The organism is Bradyrhizobium sp. 139 (assembly GCF_023074175.1).
In the GTDB taxonomy this organism is placed as follows: domain Bacteria; phylum Pseudomonadota; class Alphaproteobacteria; order Rhizobiales; family Xanthobacteraceae; genus Bradyrhizobium.
The window spans coordinates 1-17,906 of the sequence record NZ_JADPKS010000100.1 but is presented as its reverse complement, the minus strand read 5'-3'; the positions used below and the strand labels follow the sequence as shown (position 1 = coordinate 17,906).

Genomic DNA, 17,906 nt, shown 5'->3' with positions numbered 1-17,906 from the left:
CCGTCTTCGATGGGGCTGATGTTTTGTGCGGCTATGTCTTGTTTTCCACTCCAGCACGCCGCACGCGCTCGATGGTCAATTATTGTCCAAGACGTCCGAGAGGTCACATAGTTCGGTAGCAACTTGACAAGGTCGCGATGCCGGTCTCAAGCGCTGCGTTTCCCACCCGATCCGGCGCCGTTCCCGTCAGGCCTGACGGAGGCGGCCGGTAAGGTGTGCACTTTGTTGACCCTGCCTCGACGAGGCTGACGAGTCGCGGGCCTCCAGCCGTCTGATATGTACGCCCTCAACTCGGCCTGCCGAGCACGGAGGTGAATGGCACTACGAAGAGCTCATCGCCGCTGTCGTCGCTGACATGCAGGACCCAGTCACGCCAATCCTCGAGACTTCGCTCGCGGGTTAAGGATTGCACGACACGGGTTGCGTGATCGCGTGCCTCAGCAAGATCGTCCACCACAGCGCCGCGGCGATCGACGAAAACCGTCTTCGTGTTCGAGCAGTGAAAATATACCTGGGTCATGGTCAACCTCTTTCAAATGTGACGGTTCGCCGGGATACCTCAGCGTGTTGGTGTCCTCGACGGCGGGATACGACGGACGGAATCGATGATGTCTCGCGGATTTGGCCGTCAGCGACTGCGACTCTCTTTTCAATAGGTAGAATCATCCAAAAATATCCGCGATTCCGCATAAGCACCCGCGGATTTCGACACTTGCATGCCGGTGCTCTGCCGCGCCTCTTCGATAAGCTCTTGGCGCGGAGCTCCCCAGAGCAGGGCAATCCCAACGACGGCGGAAAGAATTGACGCAGCGAACACGGCAATCTTGGCGGCCGAGAAGTCAGTGGCGCTTGGAAACGCTTGCCCGGCGATGAACAGCGACATCGTGAAGCCGATCCCAGCCAGGGATCCCGCCCCGGCCAACTGCCGCCACGTGTACTCCGCCGGCTTGACGGCTATGTCAGCGCGCACGGCTGCAGCGGCCGCGAGGAAGATGCCGACCGGCTTTCCTATGGTGAGGCCCGCAATGATCGCAGCCATGAGCCAGTCATGCCCAACGAAGACGCCGGGGTTGATTGCCACACCCGCATTCGCCAGTGCGAAGATCGGGAGCACTGCGTAGCTCGACCGCGCGCCGGCGTGTCGCAGCAGCCGGTCGGCGGGCGATTCAACTCGGTCGTAGATCGCTTCGAGCGCGTGGAGCGCCGGGGTGGAGGGGCCGTGCCTGAGAACCTCGCCCTCGTGCTGGGCCTCGGAGGCAATGATCGTGCTGGCCTGCGTGATCAGGGCAGCCAGGTTGGCGGGCGGGCGCGTCGGAACGAATAGCGCCAGTATCACGCCAGCCACCGTCGCGTGGAGACCGCCCGCGTAGACGAACGCCCACAACGCGACGCCTAAGAGAGCATAAGGCGAGAGAAGGTAGACTTTCGACCGGCTCAGCAGCGCCAGCGCAACGACCACGGCCGCGGCCGCGGCCAAGTAGCCCAGTTGGATATCGCCGGAGTAGAACACGGCGACGACGACGATCGCACCGATGTCGTCGACGATGGCCGCCGCGGTAAGGAAGATCCGCAGCCCAACAGGAACGCGGGCGCCCATCACGGCGATCAAGGCAATCGCGAACGCAGTGTCGGTCGCCATCGGAATGCCCCACCCGTGCGACCACGGCCCTGCAGGGATGAGCAGCGCATAGAGAAGCGCCGGCACGACCATCCCGCCGAGCGCGGCGGCGATCGGAAGCGCCGCGGAGCGGCGGCTTGCGAGGTGGCCAACTGTCATCTCGCGCTTCACTTCCAGTCCCACGACGAGGAAGAATACCGTCAGCAGGCCGTCGTTGACCCAACGGAGGATGGGCATCTGAAAGGCCGCCTCACCCAAGCTCACGCCCAACTCCTGGCGCCAGAGCGCCTCGAATGCCGGCCGGATCGGCGAGTTCGTCAAGGCGATGGCCGTCAAGGTCGCGAGGACTAGCAAAATGCCGGCGGACGGGCCCCAGCTCGCGAACTCCAGGGCTGCCGTACGGACGCGATGGCCGAGCGTGCCAAGCATCGCGTCGACGAGAGAGCTCTCGTCCCAGGGGCCGTCATAGCGTCGACGGTTGATGTAGAAGGTCGGCGTGATTCTCACCCCGCTTGCGCGTGCGCTTGCGACGTCTGCCTCCACCCTCGCCCTCGCGCGCCGTAAGGCGTCGCTGTTGCCAAGCGCGAAATCGGCGCTCACACCGAGGTCCGCGGCCACCGCGACGAGGTCGTCCTCTGTGAGCTGCATCGACCTCGTCATCAGCTTGATGTGCGCGGACCAGAACGCCTCGGGCGTCTGAGCATGCTCAGCGAGCTCGGCGGCCCGAAAGGAAATGCTGTTGTCCGCGAGCGGCTTGTGGCGGAAGGCATAGCAGACGCGGTTGCCAAGTTGGTCGCGTGCTTGCGCGATGCGCTCGTTGGCAGCCCTGCAGTGCGGGCAGGCGTAGCTGCCGTACTCGACGAGCGAGATCTCAGCATCTACGGCGCCGAGCACGTGGTCCGTCTCTTGGCCGATCGGACGGTCGAGACGGCGGGGCGGGATCATGAGCTGCATCGCTGAACCAATCCAGGTCTTCGCGCCGGCTATGACGTCGGCGCAGCCGTCGCCGGTTTGATGACGTGGAATACACCGCCGTCGGGTGACGGCGCGTACGCTATTTCCGCGCCGACGATACTGCTGGGGAGCCCAGCTGCGTGCACGCGCGGGAGGAAGAGGCGCACCAACGTCCCTGAACCCCGCTTGCTCGCTATCGTGATCGCGCCGCCGCGGCCTTCGGCGAAGCGCTGGACCTGGGGGAGCCCAAGACCGGTGCCGCTGTCTGCGGGTTTTGTCGAGAAATACGGGGTGAAGGCCTGCGAAAGGACATCCTCAGGCATGCCCTCCCCGTCGTCGGCGACGATGATCTCAACGAATGCCTGGGCCGCGCCAGAGGAAGGTTCGATGTTCCACGCCGCGACGGTGATCACGCCGACGTCCGGCATAGCATCGGCCGAGTTTCGACAGAGATTCAGTAGCGCAAAGTACAGCTCTTCCGGATCAGCGTTGAAGTCCCATAAATCAGAGGCGATCTCGGTGCGGACCGTGATATCCGGACGCAACGCCCGGTCGAGCGTGCCCGCTATCGCTGCGAGGCGACTGCCTGAGACAAACCCGTCGATCGACCTGGGGCGCGGTCGCGCAGCGTCGAGGAGCTGCCGGGAAAGCAACGCGCCTCGCGTGATCGCCTCCTGCATTTTGTCGACGACGGCCTTTCGCTGCGCAGCTTCGCTCTGGCACTCGAGCAGCTGCAGTCCGCTCCCGATAACGGCGAGAAGGTTATTGATGTCGTGGACAAACTGCTTCAGGTCCGCTGCCCTCACCCCTGCCCGCTCGCCAGCCGCGACCGCCCCTCCGGTGTCGGGCCGCGGACTGGTGCGGCACAAAATCCCCGAGACCTTGCCGTCGGACCCGACGAGCGGGATCTCAACGTACCTGGACGCGATGAGGCTGCTACCGTCATCGCGTACGCCACGCACGCTTGCGTTGCTCGCACGCTGCACTCCAAGCGCAACCCCGGCGCGGTCCCCGAGCACGACGACATCCTCCGGCGGTGGGCTTTCGATAGCGCCGGGGAATGAAACGCCGATTGTCTCTCTGATCTGCATGTCGGACCTCTTGGCTTGCGACTGTTCAACGGAACGCCGATTTCCGCCCTTATCCGAGGGCGGGGCGATCATGGCTCGAAGATTGAGTCCATGCCGGTCAAAAGGAAAATCACCTCTTGCCATGAAGTCGATAGCCGACTGTTATCGGAATAGATGAGAGAAGCTTGGCGCCGCCGCGGGAGCGCAGCGCTTCCCTCTGGACCGCCTCGCCGGACCAGAACTCTCGGCCACCGCGAAAAGGGTGTTTCACGCACCTATCTGGATAGGCCTATAATAAACGCGGTTATCGAGACGACCGGCCCCATGGCAATAACACTGGTGCCGCGAGCGCGGTCGTGAGGCCGAAGCGCGCCGTACATCCGCAACGTCTCAATTGCGCATTGGAAGCGGTGGCTGGGCCCTGAGCACTGCTGCCTGGTCCCGTTCACCTCGTTCAGTGAGTACGACACCATCGACGGCAAGAAAGTGCCCGTCTGATTCGCGCCGGACGAGGCCTCTGCTCGCCTTCGCCGGCCTCTGGACGAACTGGACCAGCGTGCGCAAGGTAAAGGAAGGCGAGATCACTGCCGACGTCTACGGCTTCTTGACTAGCGAACCGAACGCCGAAGTAGGCCGTGTTCATCCGAAGGCGATGCCGGTGATCCTGACGACGACGCAGGAGTACGACACTTGGCTGCCCGCTCCTTGGGACGAGGCCAAGGCGCTACAGCGGCCTCTTCCGGATGGGGCCCTGAACATTGTCGCAACCGGGGAGAAGGAAGACCCGGTGCCGACCGCTAGTTTTGTGCACAGGAAAGCGGAACAGGTGGACAAGCTGCAGCCCACCAGTTTGGAATCCCGGCCCTATGCTAACCGACCGGAACGGCGGCCGGAGACGAGGATTCGTCCCGGTGGAGCGAATTCGATGCTGATGTTCAACGATAGGCGGCCCGCGGTCCGGACGCTGCGCGGTTGGGGCTGGGCGCTCGTCCACCACCCGCTCGGGCTCTGTGCACTGCGTAGCATTCGAGTTGTAGAGAGCGTCAGGGCCGGCGGATCAAAGCCGGTCGTCCTTAGAGACATGGCCGGAGGTTTGGTGCGTGCGAAGGCCTCCAGATGATGGTTCATCTTCGCGACGCTGACCGGCAGCGTGTTTTCGAACCCAAGGCAAACATTGCCGACGCTGTCCCCGACCAGGATGATATCGACGGCGGGATCCGCGATCCGGGCCGCAACCGCGTCGTACGCGGTGGTCATAACGAGACGTCGCCTCTCGTCCTTCCACCGCTGCAGCGTAGGAATCGTGACGCGCTCAACCGCCGGCTCCGAAACGTGGCTCATTCTTACATCCCGATCCGTCAACGACCTCAATTCGATCTGCGGTGCGAAGTGCCACGACTTTGACATCGCCGGTCTGGCCGATGATTTCGAAGCCATAGCGGCCTGCGTCGTCCGACGTGACCGAATAGGTCAGCCGATCAGCAACCCGGTTACTGCGATCGAAAGTGAGCATTTTCGGCTTCAACTCAACTATTCGCTGCTCGTCCACATAGGACGAACTGCAAATAATGAGCTGGTCACCTACTTGGCAGGCCCGCGCGGCAGCACCGTAGAGGACACAGCAGCGCGAACTGCGTGCGCCGAAAATGACATAAGTCGAGATGCGTGCTCCCGAGTTCTTGTTCCAAATCTCCACGAACTCCATCGGCAGGATGCCGGCTTCATGGCAGTGATCCGGATCGAGAGTGATTGACCCATGATAGTGAAGATTGGCCTCAGTAACATGGATGCCATGCAGCTTGGCAGCGAGTACTCTTCTCATCTGAAAGTCCCTCAGTCTCCACACATCCTCGGAGCTGCGCCTTCTATGCAAGTCGAAAGAAAACAGTCAAAGCGAGAACGAAAAAAGAAACATGCGTCCCCAGAATAGCTGGCTCACGTATCAAAATATCCAATGGTCGCGCGATCATGAGAAGAGAACCTGCGGCCGCCTTTTGGTCGTGCGGACAGGCGCTCACGTATGCCCGGTCCGTTCCGGCCTCCACAGCGCATCGGCTGCATCGTTTATCGCAGCGTAGATTTCGTTGAGGTCCGCCGCCGTGACGCTGTAGGGCGGCATGACATAATTGTATTGCCAAGCGGGCGCAGTAGCAGACTACGCTCGTTGAAGAACGCCTGAAGCCTCGGACCGATATTGGCAAGGTACCCCTCGTCGCACACTGTCAGCTCAACTGCCGCGATGGTACCGGTCCGACGGACATTCCTGAAGCGCGCGTCCGCGCGAAATGGCTCGATTTGGTGCTCCTGCATTGCGGCGACTGAGGCGACACGCGCGTAGGTTTCCTGGTCGTGCCAGAGATCGAGGTTCGCCTTGGCAGCAGCGCTTGCGATAGGATTCGCGGTGTAAGAACTGGAGTGGAAGAGCGTGCGTGCGCGATCCTTCGAGTAGTGCGCATCGAAAATCTCTGCGCGGCAGAGCGTCACCGCAAGCGGAAGAGAGCCGCCCGTAAGGCCCTTCGAATAGCAAGCGATGTCGGGCGTAACATTGGCCTGCTCGCAAGCGAACAATGTCCCGGTGCGACCCCAGCCAGTCATGACTTCGTCGGCAATGAACAGGACGTCTGAATCCTCGCAGATCCGTTTCATTTCTTTCAGCACCCAGATACATGAGCATCCCGCCGGCGCCCAGGATCAGAGGTTCAACGATAAAGGCAGCTGGGTTTTCGTCGCGACATGCCACCTCGAGTGCATCGAGAGTTACCTGTTCGTTACCTCGCGCCGGGAACGGTACTGAGGTAACATCGAACAACAGCGGTTCGTATGTCGCATTGAACACACCACGCGCGCCGACCGACATCGTTCCCACCGTATCGCCGTGATAGGAATGCTGCATCACGACGATGCGAGACCGCGGCTCGCCGATATTGCGCCAATAGCCGAGCGCCATTTTCAGCGCGACCTCCACACTGGTCGAGCCGCTGTCGGAAAAGAAGAGATAGTCGAGGCCACCGGGCGCGAGTTTCAACAGCAGGGCAGCAACCGCTTCGGCGGGTTCGTGAGTGTGGCCTGCAAAGATGATCTGGTTGAGCTTGTCCGCCTGTTTCTGAATGGCGCTCACGATGTACGGATGGCAATGCCCGTGGGTCACGACCCACCAGGATGAGATTGCATCAATGAGACGGCGACCATCCGCGGTGTGGAGATAGGCACCATCACCACGCACCACTCTTGTCATCTGGTCCTGAAGCGCGTGCTGTGTGAACGGATGCCAGATTGCCGACTGTCTCTTTGGCATCATGGCTGGAAATCATCAGCATGGAAGGAGGGTTTGAACGCGGCTTGCAGCGTTCCTGGCGTGAGAGAAGAAAGCCACGGCAATCGCCCCAACCAACGCACCCGCCCGATCTCGCAAATTGCGCTCTCAGTCTCGGAATTTCTTTCGCCAATAAATGCGATCCCAAGAACGTCGATCTGGCGCTTTCGCAGAGCCTCTATCGACAGCAGCGAATGATTGATTGTACCCAATGCTGTCCTCGCGCAAAGCACGATGGGAAGCCGCCATCGCTCGAAGACGTCAATATAGAGGGTGCTGCCAATCAGCGGCACCATCAGCCCACCGGCTCCCTCGATCACCAACGGTCGCTCGCCTGTGTCCGGCACATCGAGCCCATCCGCGTCAATGCGAACTCCGTCGATTTCGGCGGCATGATGCGGCGAAGCAGGCGTTCGAAGGCGGTAAAGCTCTGGCACGATACGATCGACGGAGAGACCGCCAAGCCGCGCGACGAGCTCTGTATCGGTCTCACCTTCGAGACCGGCTTGGATCGGTTTCCAATAGTTCGCGCCGAGGAGATTGGCGAGGCCTGCGGAAACGACTGTCTTGCCGATGCCGGTATCTGTGCCGGTCACCACGATGCGCCTACTCATCGCGGATCGCCCAAGTCTCTTCGACTAACGCATCAAGCATGTGGCATACATCATCTTCGCTGACGTTAAGCGTCAGGGAAATCCGCAACCGTGCCGTCCCCGCCAGCACGGTCGGCGGCCGTATCGCGCGGATGTCAAAGCCGCGAGCCTGCAGCGCAGAGGCGAGCCGCATCGCACGCGCATTGTCGCCGACAATGTAAGGAACGATCTGTGAATTCGAGGGACTTGAGCGGCCGCGCAGGCCGATCTCACGATGTGCGAATGCGACCAATGTGGCCAGACATTGCTGCCGCTCGGGCTCCTCCTGCAGGATCAGAAGCGCCTCCTGCACGGCGACCGCCATCAATGGTGAGGGCGCGGTGGCGAAGATAAACGGACGGCAACGATTAACCATGAAGTCGCGCAGCACAGTGGACGCAGTGACGAGCGCGCCGGCAGCGCCGAGCGCCTTGCCGCAGGTATGCACGACCAGGAGATTCTCGCGCCCCTTGTAAGGCGCGGTGAGCCCTCGTCCCTGCTCGCCATAGACGCCTGTGGCATGAGCCTCATCCACCATCAGGAACGCATCATGCCTGTCGGCTATTGCGACAAGGTCCTTGAGCGGCGCGAAATCGCCGTCCATGCTGTACAGGCTCTCAGCCACGATCCAGACGCGTCCCCTTCCACCCTTCGCGCGCCAATCGCGGATTGCGTCTTCGACCGACATCGGGTCATTGTGAGTGCTTTCGCGAAACTCGGCTCGTCCGGCTCGTGCGCCCTCGTGTATGCTCGCGTGCACAAGCGAATCGAGCACCAGCAGATCGCCCCGTTGCGGCAGCGTCGTCAGGATGGCAAAATTCGCCACATATCCGCCGCTGAAAAACAGCGCTGTCTCCGCTCCGAAAAAGCGCGCCGCCTCTGCTTCGAGACACTCGTGCTCGTCGCAGTTCCCGCGTAGCAGCCGTGATCCGCCTGCCCCGATCGAAGTACCAGCTTCCAGCGCCACGCTCACAGCCTTCTTCATGCGAGGCGCGTTCGCCAACGCGAGATAGTCGTTCGATCCAAAATCGAGGCCGGAACGGGGCGCAAAGCACCGCAGCCGATCCAGCTCGCTCAAGGCCTGTAAGGCGTCGGCGTAAGTGGTCACCTTGTCCGTGCCTGTTGAAGTCATCAATCAATTCCGTGTGCTGAGGGGGTGTTCGCACAAATCATTCAGGCGGCCGCCAATCGCGGAGCGCTGCATCTCTCCGAAACTTCGAGGTTGTCTTGAGGACCGCGGACGGGGGATTCGGCGTCAACTGCTCTGAACGCGATCGTGAGCCGGCGAAGGCTGCCGATTGGCCGGATGCGCCTGGTTGAGATTGGATTTCATGCCGAGCCGCCCGAGGAGCGCGGCGTCGCGGTCGCGTTGCGGGTTTCGGGTGGTGAGAAGCACGTCTCCGATGAAGATCGAATTGGCGCCAGAGAGAAAGCACAGCGCCTGCAATTCGTCGGTCATGTATTGCCGCCCGGCGGACAGCCGCACCACGCTTTGCGGCATCACAATGCGGGCGACCGCTATGAGGCGCGCGAGGGAGATCGGATCAGGCCGCTCCGCGGTGTCGTTGACCGGGACGCCTTTGACCTCGTTCCAGAGGTTGATCGGCACGCTCTCCGGATGGTTCGGAAGAGTGGCGAGCAGCACCACCATGCCGAGCCGGTCGGCGACGCGCTCCCCCATGCCGATGATGCCGCCGCAGCAGACCTTGATGCCCGCGGCGCGCACCTCGGTGAGCGTGTCGATACGTTCCTGCAAGGTGCGCGTGGTGATGATCTGGCCGTAGAATTCCGGCGAGGTATCTACGTTGTGGTTGTAGAAGTCGAGGCCGGCTTCGCGCAAGCGCTGCGCCTGCGGAGCCGTCAACATGCCGAGCGTCACGCAGGATTCCATTCCGAGACCCTTCACGGCGCTGACCATCTCGCAGATCTGATCAAGGTCGCGGTCCTTTGGGCTTCGCCACGCCGCCGCCATGCAAAAGCGCGCCGCGCCGGCCGCTTTCGCGCGCCCGGCGGTCGCGATGACATCCGCCTTGTCCATCAGCCGCGTCGCTTTCAGCCCCGTGTTGTAGTGCGCGCTCTGCGAGCAATAACCGCAATCCTCCGGGCAACCGCCGGTCTTGATGTTGAGAAGGCTCGCGGTCTCCACGTGATTGGGATCGAAGTAGCGCCGGTGAACGGCCTGGGCACGGAACACCAGGTCGGAAAACGGCGCGTTGTACAGCGCCTCCGCCTCGGCGCGGGTCCAGTCATGGCGGACAGGCTCGCTGCCGCAACCGTGGTTCAGTTTTGCTCCCACGCGTTTGACCATCTGGCCCCCTCTTTGAAATGCGCACCGCCGCGTCATAGATAAATATATTGATTATCTATTATCTAATGCATAGATGACGCTAGCCGACACAGCGCGACTGCGCATCAGGTTTTACGATAGATAATCTATGATGTCTGGGAACTCGACGACCGCGCAACGCATCGCCCAATCAATCGGAGAGCGCATAATCAGCGGCGTCCTACAGCCAGATGCACCGCTCCGGCAGGACCATATCGCCCGAGAATTCAACTCGAGCCACGTCCCCGTACGGGAAGCTTTTCGGCGACTAGAAGCGCAACACCTTGTTATGAGCACCCCGCCGCGGCGTGCGCGTTGCACCGCTCGACACAAAATCGGTGAAGGAGATCGCTGAGATGCGCGCAGCGCTGGAAGTGGTCGCCTTGCGGAATGCCGCGCCAAAACTCACGTCGGCTCATTTGGCGCGAATTGAGCTGGCTCTGATCGAAGCAGACAATGCCGAGACGATTCAGGAGTTCGACGTCGCCAATCGCACCTTTCACCACGCCCTTGTGGCGCCCTGCGCAATGCCGCGACTGCTCGCCTGCCTCGACGGACTGCAACTCGCGAATTCGCGAATGGTGTTCGCGATGGCGCGCAATGTCGGATGGCGACCGCGCTCCAATCAGGATCACCGCTTGATTCTACAAGCGCTACGTTCGCGCAACCTCGATCAGGCCTGCAGTCTGCTCACTCGCCACATTCAAACCATTGAGCTCCTCGCTCTCCCGACTCCGTAATCAGGAGTGAACGGCAAGTTCGTAAGCGATCGCAGGGCATCACGCGCTGTCATCGTCGGCCTTCAGGTACTTGGTGCGGAGGCCGGTCTTCCGGTTGGTTGAACGAGTTTCCGCGATACCGCCGCGCCGATCAACCCAACCGCTCCTCGTGCCCCGCAGTAGGCGTGAACACCGGGACCATGCCAATGTTTATCCTCTGTTGTCGTGGGAAGAACTCCACTAGCTCGCAGATCCGCGCAGAGGGATCAGCGGCAGACGCATAGTAGGCCCTGATTTCCTTAATCCGTCCGGTCGTTTCGTCGAACGCATACCATTCGTCACCGCGAAGCGCAGTGTTCTGCTTTCGCATCCAATGCGTCCATTCGATCACAGCTTCCGGCGTCGTCGAGGAGCAGAAGAACTGTTCAATCGTCCATTGCGAGCCGAGATTTTCGACACACCAGATCCACCTGCGCGAGATGGTATCGGCGCCACGCCAAGGAATATCTGGTAGGCCCGGCGGAAAGTAATGTGCTGCGTCGAAGGTGAAGCACGCCATTGCACGCATCGAAATAGCGACGGATCATCGCTTCCATGCCTGCAGGAGATATTTTGCTCATGTCAGCGCCCTGCCCGGATCGTCGTTTCCTTGGCCGGATCTGAACCAGCCCTGCTCCACACCTCGAAATCGGCACGCACAGCAGGCGTCGGCGGATATAGATCATCCTGAACAGTAACTTTCATAACGCTCGTTTCCTCTTTCCGGCAAATTCGAACGTTACGCGGGCACGCCTGTTCCCAAAACATTGTTGAGGAGAGTCAGGGCGCCGCTTGCAATGAGATTGCCCGCAGCACCGGAGAGGGCGGCGCGGATGTCCGTTAGAGTTGCCTTGACCAACGATGGGTCAGGCTTAGCGCTCATCAGCTCCTGCTCTACCTTCTCAAGCCGTGCGCTGAAGCCGGCGGGGTCCGCTGTCAAACTCAGCAAGGGCGGCCGCATTTACCCTGAGTTCGGGAACAACTGACCTTGCTGCGTCGATCGAGAAAGAGCCTATCGTGATGGACCCGACAGAATTATGGCTTCCGATTGAACCCACAAGCGAATTGATTGTCCCGATCGTAATGGACGACGGGGAGTCGCAGGACCACGCCCAAGCCGGTGGGCATTCACGCACAAGAAGAGCCACCTTGCGTGTTGCCGACCTGAATCGAGGCTTGAGGGGCTGGAAACTTTCGCAGTATTTGGTGACGCTTTCGCAGCTATTGCCAGACTGTCCACAAAGCAGGCGCAGAACTCGAACTTAGGACTGGCAGAAGGGACTATCGACGTAAATTTCAGTGCTCTTCGGTCTTGAGCTCACCGACATGATTCTGGGTGTAAAGCTCGATCCCGATCCGGTTGATCAAATCAAGCTGCGTCTCGAGGAAATCGATGTGGTGTTCCTCGTCCGTCATCAGGTTCTCGAACAAGTCGCGGGTGACATAATCCTTCACGGAATGACAATGCGTCGCCGCCTCTTGGTACAGCGCACGCGCGCTCATCTCGGCGGCGAGATCGCACTCGATGATTTCGTTGACGTTCTGGCCGATCCGCAAGGGATCGAGTATCTGCATGTTGGGAAAGCCCTCGAGGAATATTACCCGGTCGGTGATGCGATCGGCGTGCTGCATCTCCTCGATTGACTCCTTGCGCCAGACCTTGGCCATCTCCGAGAGGCCCCAATTGGCCAGCAGCCGGTAATGCAGCCAGTACTGGTTGATGGCAGTGAGCTCGTGACGCAATCCCTTGTTCAGATACTCGATGACTTTGGGATCGCCCTGCATGATGAACTCCAACAGTTGAGGCGGGTCTTGGGGCCTGGGAGTTTAGAATGCTTCTGGCGAAAAACAAGCAAGCAGGCATCCCCGGCGCGAACCGAGCGGCACCTATCCAGCAAATCCACGGAAGTTAGGGCGCTGCGGGCGCGACTTTGGGCTCATCCCCCGCGTCATCCATGATCTGGCTATGCGGGCAGCCGGCCTGACAGGCTAGCGCACATTCCCTGTATGCCTCGTCGATGATCGTCTTGATGGTGCGGGCGCAGCGGCCGCATTCAGCGCTGCAACCAAGGCAGTCATAGATCTGCTTGGCATTGCGCAGCGCGTCATCGGCCGTGTTGACGGCGTGGCGAACATCGTGGTCGCTGAGGACATTGCAGGAGCAGACGATCATGAAGCGCAAGAGACCTCCGGTGATGCGGCGTCGTCGATACGGAACGGCGTCGGAGCGCGTTGAAGGTCCCAAACAACGCGGAGATGAGTGAATGGCGCACTCCAGGGGAAGTCAGCCCTTGATCTTTAGAGCTCAGCAGAACTCTGTTTGATGACTCGCGGCGGCGGCCAGCTGCGAAGCCGACAGAGCACACGGCAGCGCGCCGTTGCGTATCGGCGAAAGGTTAATGTTCTCGGTCAGTGTAGACGACACAGCTGGAATCTGTTGGCCCTGGGTAGCAGCCACCACTGCGTTTCGCGTGTTGTTGAAGACCTCCTCGATTCCTTTCGAAGACCCGATGCGCTCAAGAAGAGCGGTCATCAGCTGGCTATGTAGTTCGTCCACGTCTTCGACGACTTGGCCAGGCGTCGCTGAGCTCAGGATGAGCGCGTTTTCACTCGTTTGAATAGGCGCAAGTCCGTGTGAGTAATTCCTGAAGCGTCGCTCGTAGGGGTTGCGGCGTGAGGCCTCAATGACTACGAGCCGTACGCGTGCTCCGGAAGCCTTGAGTTGCGAAAGGAGGCGGTCAATGCTTACGCCTTGTCGGCGGACATCTTCTTCAGTCCAGATATTCGCATCGACCGGAATCAGATAATTCTGTCCGTCAGCTTGGACACCGTAACCTCCGAAATAAACTAACACAATTGAGTTCAAATGTACTCTTGCCGTTAGACGATCAATTGCGCGGGTAATGTCCGGACGCGCCGCATTGTCAACGGCGTCGACCAGAAAACCGTCGTTGCGAAGAGCATTTGCCAACCCTTCCGCATCACGTGTCATTTGAGAAAGAGGAGAGTCAGCATCGGGATAGGTTGAATTACCAATCACCAGAGCTAGCCGATTAGTACCGACGGGGGCAGGTTCACCCGACCCGATGGGCGCCCTCATGGGCCGAGGCTTCTCCAACCGCATTGTCCTGTCGAGACCGGTTGAGAACAAGCCGAGCAGGACTGCAATGCCGACTAGTATTCTGGGAACTGTCATTTCATTATGGTCTCCAGTTCACTGAGGAAACGCTCCTTTACGTAAGATTTGGCCTTAGCAGCATTCGCGCACTCGCACCCCGGTCGCGTGCCCGCCGTCGCGTCCGTCAATTGCGGCGCGCGGTCCAGTAGCCTGAGCATCGCGCCATTCCTGAGTGGCCGCTCCAGGTCCCCCGACCGGACGTTGCGAACAGTTTGCCCGCACCGGCGGCAACTTTGTCTTGGACCGTTACCGAAGCGCGAACCGCGCCGGACCTTGCGACGTAACCTCGAAATTTCACGAGATTGGGATGCGTGACAATTCCGTTGGTCACATCGACAGTAAAGCTGTAACTGGAATCGCAGGTTCCCCTTTGCGTCACGAAGACGAGGTCCCAAGAGCCGTCGTAGGCCGAGCGCCCATATGCTGCCGGTGCAAATGCAATGAAGCAGCTTGTGGCCGTGATCATAAGCGAACGTTTTGTCATGATAGTTCTCCTATCTAGTTAGCAAGACCTTGTCTCGAGCGGTCCAGTAGCGGCCGGCATTCGCCCGGAACAGGTACGGTCTCCGATCAAAGCCATGGGACGTTGGCGGGCTTCTCAGCTACCACGCCATGCGTACCCAGCCATTTAGGGCCAGGCTCACGCATATAAGACGTTCGGTCCGAAAGGGGTCACAGGCGGTCTCGAGGAGCTTGCTGCATCTGCTTTTGATACTCACCACGCATTGGCGAAGCGGCGCTATGTATGACTAAACCGCCGAGCATGCTGACTTCGATGCGACTTCTTGCCGTTTGCCGCACCTACGACGCGGACCGCCTTTGGATCGCCAACGGCACTTGCGATCTTCGCGTATTAGCGTGCCTTGGCGAAGTGAAGCATTAGCGGTGCCTTCCAGATGCCCTTCTGGAATGCGGAGCCGACGAGGTCGAGGCTCGATGTGGAAGGACTTCCGTGTGCCCGCCGAGAAATGGCTGAGCTGGTCCTCCGCGCGCTCAAGGATCGGGTGGTCAACAGCCTCCAAGAGTTCGCCAAGGCGCACGCGCTTTAGATCGACGTTTTCCAAGACCACCGCTAAGTTTTTGTGGCTCACGAGTTTGAGAGGGTCCCCCAGTGTCTCAACAGCTTTATAGAAAAACGTCACGTGGACCTCCGTTAGACTGACCGCGCCGTGTCAGCGTTGCGGCTTTCGGACGGGCCGTTGCTGTTTCGTACGCACGCGGTAGTCCTTCAAGCTTTGGGTATATTGAGAAGACGACTTCGAAGGCGTGAAGTGCACTTCAGGCTTTGGCGGGCGCACGATGTTTCCATGAAACGCGGTCATCCCGTTTCGCTGTCGAGCTTGTCGAAGCATGCGAATAGCGGCTCGCTGGAAACGTCGATGTAGAGACCAGACTTCCTGTTGTCCCCGTATTCGTTGGAGAAGGGAACGCTCGGTCCCATCAGTCTGCGTCTCGCGATACTGCTCGGAGTCAACTTCGAGACCGCTTCGGCGGTGTTCCTGTAGGTCGGCATCCGCCGTACTCCGTGGTGTGCTACATTGAAGATATGTACCGGGTCGTCGACCGTCCAATCACCTCCAGCTATCGAAATGATGCCATGAGTTTGCGCGAGCGGTCGCCGGCGGCGACGGCGTCTGCTTCAATCCCGGCTGAGGTCGGGTTAGGCTCTTTGCGTCCTGCGAAGTACCGGCCGAGACGGTTGTCGCGTTTGTTCTCGGGCATGCCCCCCGGACTCACCGCGGGTTTAGGAAAGGCTGCGTGGTGTCGTGCGACGTATGCGCACCGCCCGCGGAGCGAGCGCGGGGGTCAATTCGCCCCCTGATGCTCTGAAGGATCATTTCCGAGCCAGGCGCCAGAGCCATCAAAGCGGTGACCGAGGCGAGCGCCGCCGCGGTCCATATCACGTGCCGGCATGCCTGAACAACAGTAACGGATGCAAAGGGCTGACGCGCAGTACAGGATCGGCAATGGCGGGGCCAACGACAGTGCCGCCGTCATGCTGATGGACTAGCCCAACCGCCGGCGTCTCGAGATCTAAAGCGCTCGCGGAATTGAGAGAGTTGAAACACGACGCCGATCTGGCGCGGCGCGTCGCGTAACTTGGCAACAGCGAAGGTCGATCACGGGGTCTTGCTGCGGCTTAAAGTGCCCGCAGCATATCACGCCGCGCTTCCGCGACCTCGAGCTGGCGCAAGCGCTCGATCCGGTGAGGTACTGCATCTTAGACCTGGAAGGCGAGATGGGGGCGTTCAGAGCCGCCGGTTCCACCCCGGTCAGCGCGGCGAGCAGCTGAGCACGAAGTCTGGGACTGCGACATCAGTGCCCGATCGGTGCTCGGCCGATGACCTGCCGTTATGGACTGCATGATCAACAAACATGAGCGCCGCGGTGCGACGCGTCCTAGTCTTCGAGGCAGTCCGGTCGCTACCGGTAGCTGAAACAGTCGGCGTTGGTTGCTTCGTCACCAACCGAATAATCGTTGGCGGTCTAATGGAGGATCAAATGCCACGCATTTCCATTCCGAAACGCGAGGACGCTCCGGCGGGCTCCAAGCCGATCCTCGACAACGTCGACAAGATGCTGGGCTTCGTGCCCAACCTGCACCGCCTCATGTCGATCAGCCCGAACGCGCTCTCCGGCTGGGCTACCCTGATGGCATCACTTGCTAAGACGCTGGACATCAAGACGAGAGACGGGATCGCGCTGGCGGTGTCTGAGGCGGACGGGTGCGACTACTGCCTGGCCGCGCACAGCTTTATGGCGGGCAATCTAACCAAAATCCCAGCGGATGAAATCGAGTTGAACAGGGAGGGCCGCTCAACCGATCCCAAGCGCCAGGCTGCGGTCGCCTTCGCGAAAGCGCTCATCGAGACGCGCGGCAAAGTTTCCGACGCCCAGTTTACGGCCGTCAGGGATGCGGGGTGGACAGACGCCAACATCGTCGAGATGATCGCGCTGACTGCTCAGTTCTTGTTGACGAACTTCATCAACAATGCGGTGCAGACCCCGATCGATTTTCCCGAGGTCAGTCCCGCGAAGGCGACCTAATGCGAGTTGCCCTCATTTACGGAGGAGAGGACTGGAGAAACCAATGTCTCGACACTCCTGTCGGCTTGGTGTTAAACGTGTGTACGAGCTGCCCGAGGGCTCGGACGGCACGAGGGTGCTCGTCGACCGCATCTGGCCGCGCGGACTCACAAAGGAGCATGCCAGCGTGGACGTGTGGCTGAAGGACATCGCTCCGAGCGGCGGCCTCAGGACCTGGTTTGGTCATGACCGGAACCGGTGGCGCGAGTTTCACAAGCGATACTTCGAGGAGCTCCGCGCCAATCGCGCCGCAGTCGAGCACCTGACAAATCTTGCATTGACGGGCAAAGTCACGCTGCTCTTCGGCGCGCACGATACCAAGCGCAACAACGCCGTAGTGCTCGCGGACTATCTCGCGGCCCGCTAATCGGGGGTGATGTACGGAATCGGAAGCTCGCTCAAGTCGTCGTCATAGCTTGCCGCCGGCCCGATGCCGACGTTATCGTTAGCGCGGATGTCGGCGCTAAGGCCCAGCGTCCGCCCGGCGAGACACATGTTCGCAGCCTGCATCTGTTGTGCGCGGCCTCGTCGCCAGGCGTTCCTTCGAGCTTGATGGAGCGCTCGAAGCAGTCGCAGCCGCCCTCCCTGACATGGTGGTACGACACGGCTACTGCGACGTCGGATAGCGGCATTTTCCGCCTTCGCGCCTGCAGCCGTGTGGTCATCGCCGTGCATGCGGCGAGCGAAGCACTTAGCAACTCGTCGGGGCCGCCCCCCGGTGCCGCCCCTGCTGTCGGGGCCGCGATTGAGAACACCGATGCGCCGGCACGGCCGTTAAGCGTGCCAGCGTCGTCAAGGTCTCCGGCCACCTCAGCCTGTGGCGGAGAGGTCCATCATCGTTCGAATTCGTCATCGTGCTTTCCTTTCAGAGTGTCATTCGGCCTGCAATATTGCCCCCCTAAGCCGGGGGATCGGCGTCCAAAATTGACCCCCTACAGGTTGGTCTGTTGCGCTGCCTGCTTCGTAACAA

At 60.5% G+C, this 17,906-nt stretch carries 16 protein-coding genes and 4 pseudogenes; 4 read left to right on the top strand and 16 right to left on the bottom strand.

All coding sequences use genetic code 11. From position 1 onward, the window contains the following. Window positions 1–286: 286 nt before the first annotated feature. The 3 genes from IVA80_RS22295 to IVA80_RS22285 all read right to left on the bottom strand — a co-directional run bounded on the left by IVA80_RS22295 (window position 287) and on the right by IVA80_RS22285 (window position 3,663). A complete protein-coding gene (locus IVA80_RS22295) occupies window positions 287–520 on the bottom strand; it encodes a hypothetical protein (RefSeq protein WP_247435259.1) in 234 nt (77 codons plus the stop codon). 129 nt (window positions 521–649) lie between these two features. Beyond that, a complete protein-coding gene (nhaA, locus tag IVA80_RS22290; protein WP_247435256.1) occupies window positions 650–2,572 on the bottom strand; it encodes a Na+/H+ antiporter NhaA in 1,923 nt (640 codons plus the stop codon). A 29-nt stretch (window positions 2,573–2,601) separates the two neighbouring features. Beyond that, complete coding sequence (locus tag IVA80_RS22285; protein WP_247435253.1) at window positions 2,602–3,663, bottom strand: ATP-binding protein; 1,062 nt, start codon at window positions 3,661–3,663, stop codon at window positions 2,602–2,604. A 357-nt stretch (window positions 3,664–4,020) separates the two neighbouring features. On the opposite strand from IVA80_RS22285, the pseudogene IVA80_RS22280 reads away from it, so the two are divergent. Then, a pseudogene (locus IVA80_RS22280) lies at window positions 4,021–4,429 on the top strand (SOS response-associated peptidase family protein); the annotation flags it as partial. 293 nt (window positions 4,430–4,722) lie between these two features. On the opposite strand, the pseudogene IVA80_RS22275 reads toward IVA80_RS22280, so the two are convergent. From IVA80_RS22275 to bioB, 6 genes and pseudogenes are all read right to left on the bottom strand, one after another. After that, a pseudogene (locus IVA80_RS22275) lies at window positions 4,723–4,983 on the bottom strand (3-methyl-2-oxobutanoate hydroxymethyltransferase); the annotation flags it as partial. Continuing rightward, window positions 4,955–5,464, bottom strand: coding sequence for an aspartate 1-decarboxylase (gene panD / locus IVA80_RS22270; protein ID WP_247435250.1), 510 nt, complete (start codon window positions 5,462–5,464; stop codon window positions 4,955–4,957). The pseudogene IVA80_RS22275 and the gene panD, both read right to left, overlap by 29 nt. 192 nt (window positions 5,465–5,656) lie before the next feature. Next, window positions 5,657–6,940, bottom strand: a pseudogene (locus tag IVA80_RS22265) (adenosylmethionine--8-amino-7-oxononanoate transaminase). Continuing rightward, window positions 6,937–7,569 carry a dethiobiotin synthase gene (gene bioD, locus IVA80_RS22260; RefSeq protein WP_247435248.1) on the bottom strand — a complete coding sequence of 211 codons (633 nt, stop codon included), beginning with the start codon at window positions 7,567–7,569 and terminating at the stop codon, window positions 6,937–6,939. The pseudogene IVA80_RS22265 and the gene bioD overlap by 4 nt, the downstream one beginning before the upstream one ends. Next, entirely contained in the window at window positions 7,562–8,719 is a 1,158-nt protein-coding gene (locus IVA80_RS22255; RefSeq protein ID WP_247435245.1) for an 8-amino-7-oxononanoate synthase, read from the bottom strand. Before IVA80_RS22255 ends, bioD begins: the two co-directional genes overlap by 8 nt. A 123-nt stretch (window positions 8,720–8,842) precedes the next feature. Continuing rightward, entirely contained in the window at window positions 8,843–9,895 is a 1,053-nt protein-coding gene (bioB, locus tag IVA80_RS22250) for a biotin synthase BioB (protein ID WP_247435242.1), read from the bottom strand. Window positions 9,896–10,022: 127 nt separating this feature from the next. On the opposite strand from bioB, the pseudogene IVA80_RS22245 reads away from it, so the two are divergent. Then, window positions 10,023–10,653 (top strand): annotated as a pseudogene (locus IVA80_RS22245) (GntR family transcriptional regulator). Between the two features lie 130 nt (window positions 10,654–10,783). On the opposite strand, the gene IVA80_RS22240 reads toward IVA80_RS22245, so the two are convergent. The 7 genes from IVA80_RS22240 to IVA80_RS22210 all read right to left on the bottom strand — a co-directional run bounded on the left by IVA80_RS22240 (window position 10,784) and on the right by IVA80_RS22210 (window position 15,362). Beyond that, entirely contained in the window at window positions 10,784–11,191 is a 408-nt protein-coding gene (locus IVA80_RS22240) for a nuclear transport factor 2 family protein (RefSeq protein ID WP_247435239.1), read from the bottom strand. A gap of 219 nt (window positions 11,192–11,410) precedes the next feature. Continuing rightward, the gene (locus IVA80_RS22235; protein ID WP_247435236.1) at window positions 11,411–11,620 is read right to left on the bottom strand and encodes a hypothetical protein; all 210 of its coding nucleotides are present in this window, start codon (window positions 11,618–11,620) and stop codon (window positions 11,411–11,413) included. A gap of 347 nt (window positions 11,621–11,967) precedes the next feature. Beyond that, window positions 11,968–12,456, bottom strand: coding sequence for a bacterioferritin (bfr, locus tag IVA80_RS22230; protein ID WP_247435233.1), 489 nt, complete (start codon window positions 12,454–12,456; stop codon window positions 11,968–11,970). A gap of 124 nt (window positions 12,457–12,580) precedes the next feature. Continuing rightward, on the bottom strand, window positions 12,581–12,844 hold the full coding sequence (locus IVA80_RS22225; RefSeq protein ID WP_247435291.1) for a (2Fe-2S)-binding protein: 264 nt from the start codon (window positions 12,842–12,844) through the stop codon (window positions 12,581–12,583). Window positions 12,845–12,976: 132 nt separating this feature from the next. Beyond that, a complete protein-coding gene (locus IVA80_RS22220) occupies window positions 12,977–13,711 on the bottom strand; it encodes a caspase family protein (RefSeq protein ID WP_247435230.1) in 735 nt (244 codons plus the stop codon). A gap of 262 nt (window positions 13,712–13,973) precedes the next feature. Then, entirely contained in the window at window positions 13,974–14,333 is a 360-nt protein-coding gene (locus IVA80_RS22215) for a hypothetical protein (RefSeq protein ID WP_009859350.1), read from the bottom strand. 834 nt (window positions 14,334–15,167) lie between these two features. After that, the gene (locus IVA80_RS22210; RefSeq protein WP_247435227.1) at window positions 15,168–15,362 is read right to left on the bottom strand and encodes a hypothetical protein; all 195 of its coding nucleotides are present in this window, start codon (window positions 15,360–15,362) and stop codon (window positions 15,168–15,170) included. Window positions 15,363–16,351: 989 nt separating this feature from the next. On the opposite strand from IVA80_RS22210, the gene IVA80_RS22205 reads away from it, so the two are divergent. Beyond that, a complete protein-coding gene (locus IVA80_RS22205) occupies window positions 16,352–16,897 on the top strand; it encodes a peroxidase-related enzyme (RefSeq protein ID WP_247435224.1) in 546 nt (181 codons plus the stop codon). 43 nt (window positions 16,898–16,940) lie between these two features. Continuing rightward, window positions 16,941–17,303: a DUF488 family protein gene (locus IVA80_RS22200; RefSeq protein WP_009859355.1), complete on the top strand. Its 363-nt coding sequence runs from the start codon at window positions 16,941–16,943 to the stop codon at window positions 17,301–17,303. The last annotated feature ends 603 nt before the right edge of the window (window positions 17,304–17,906 follow it).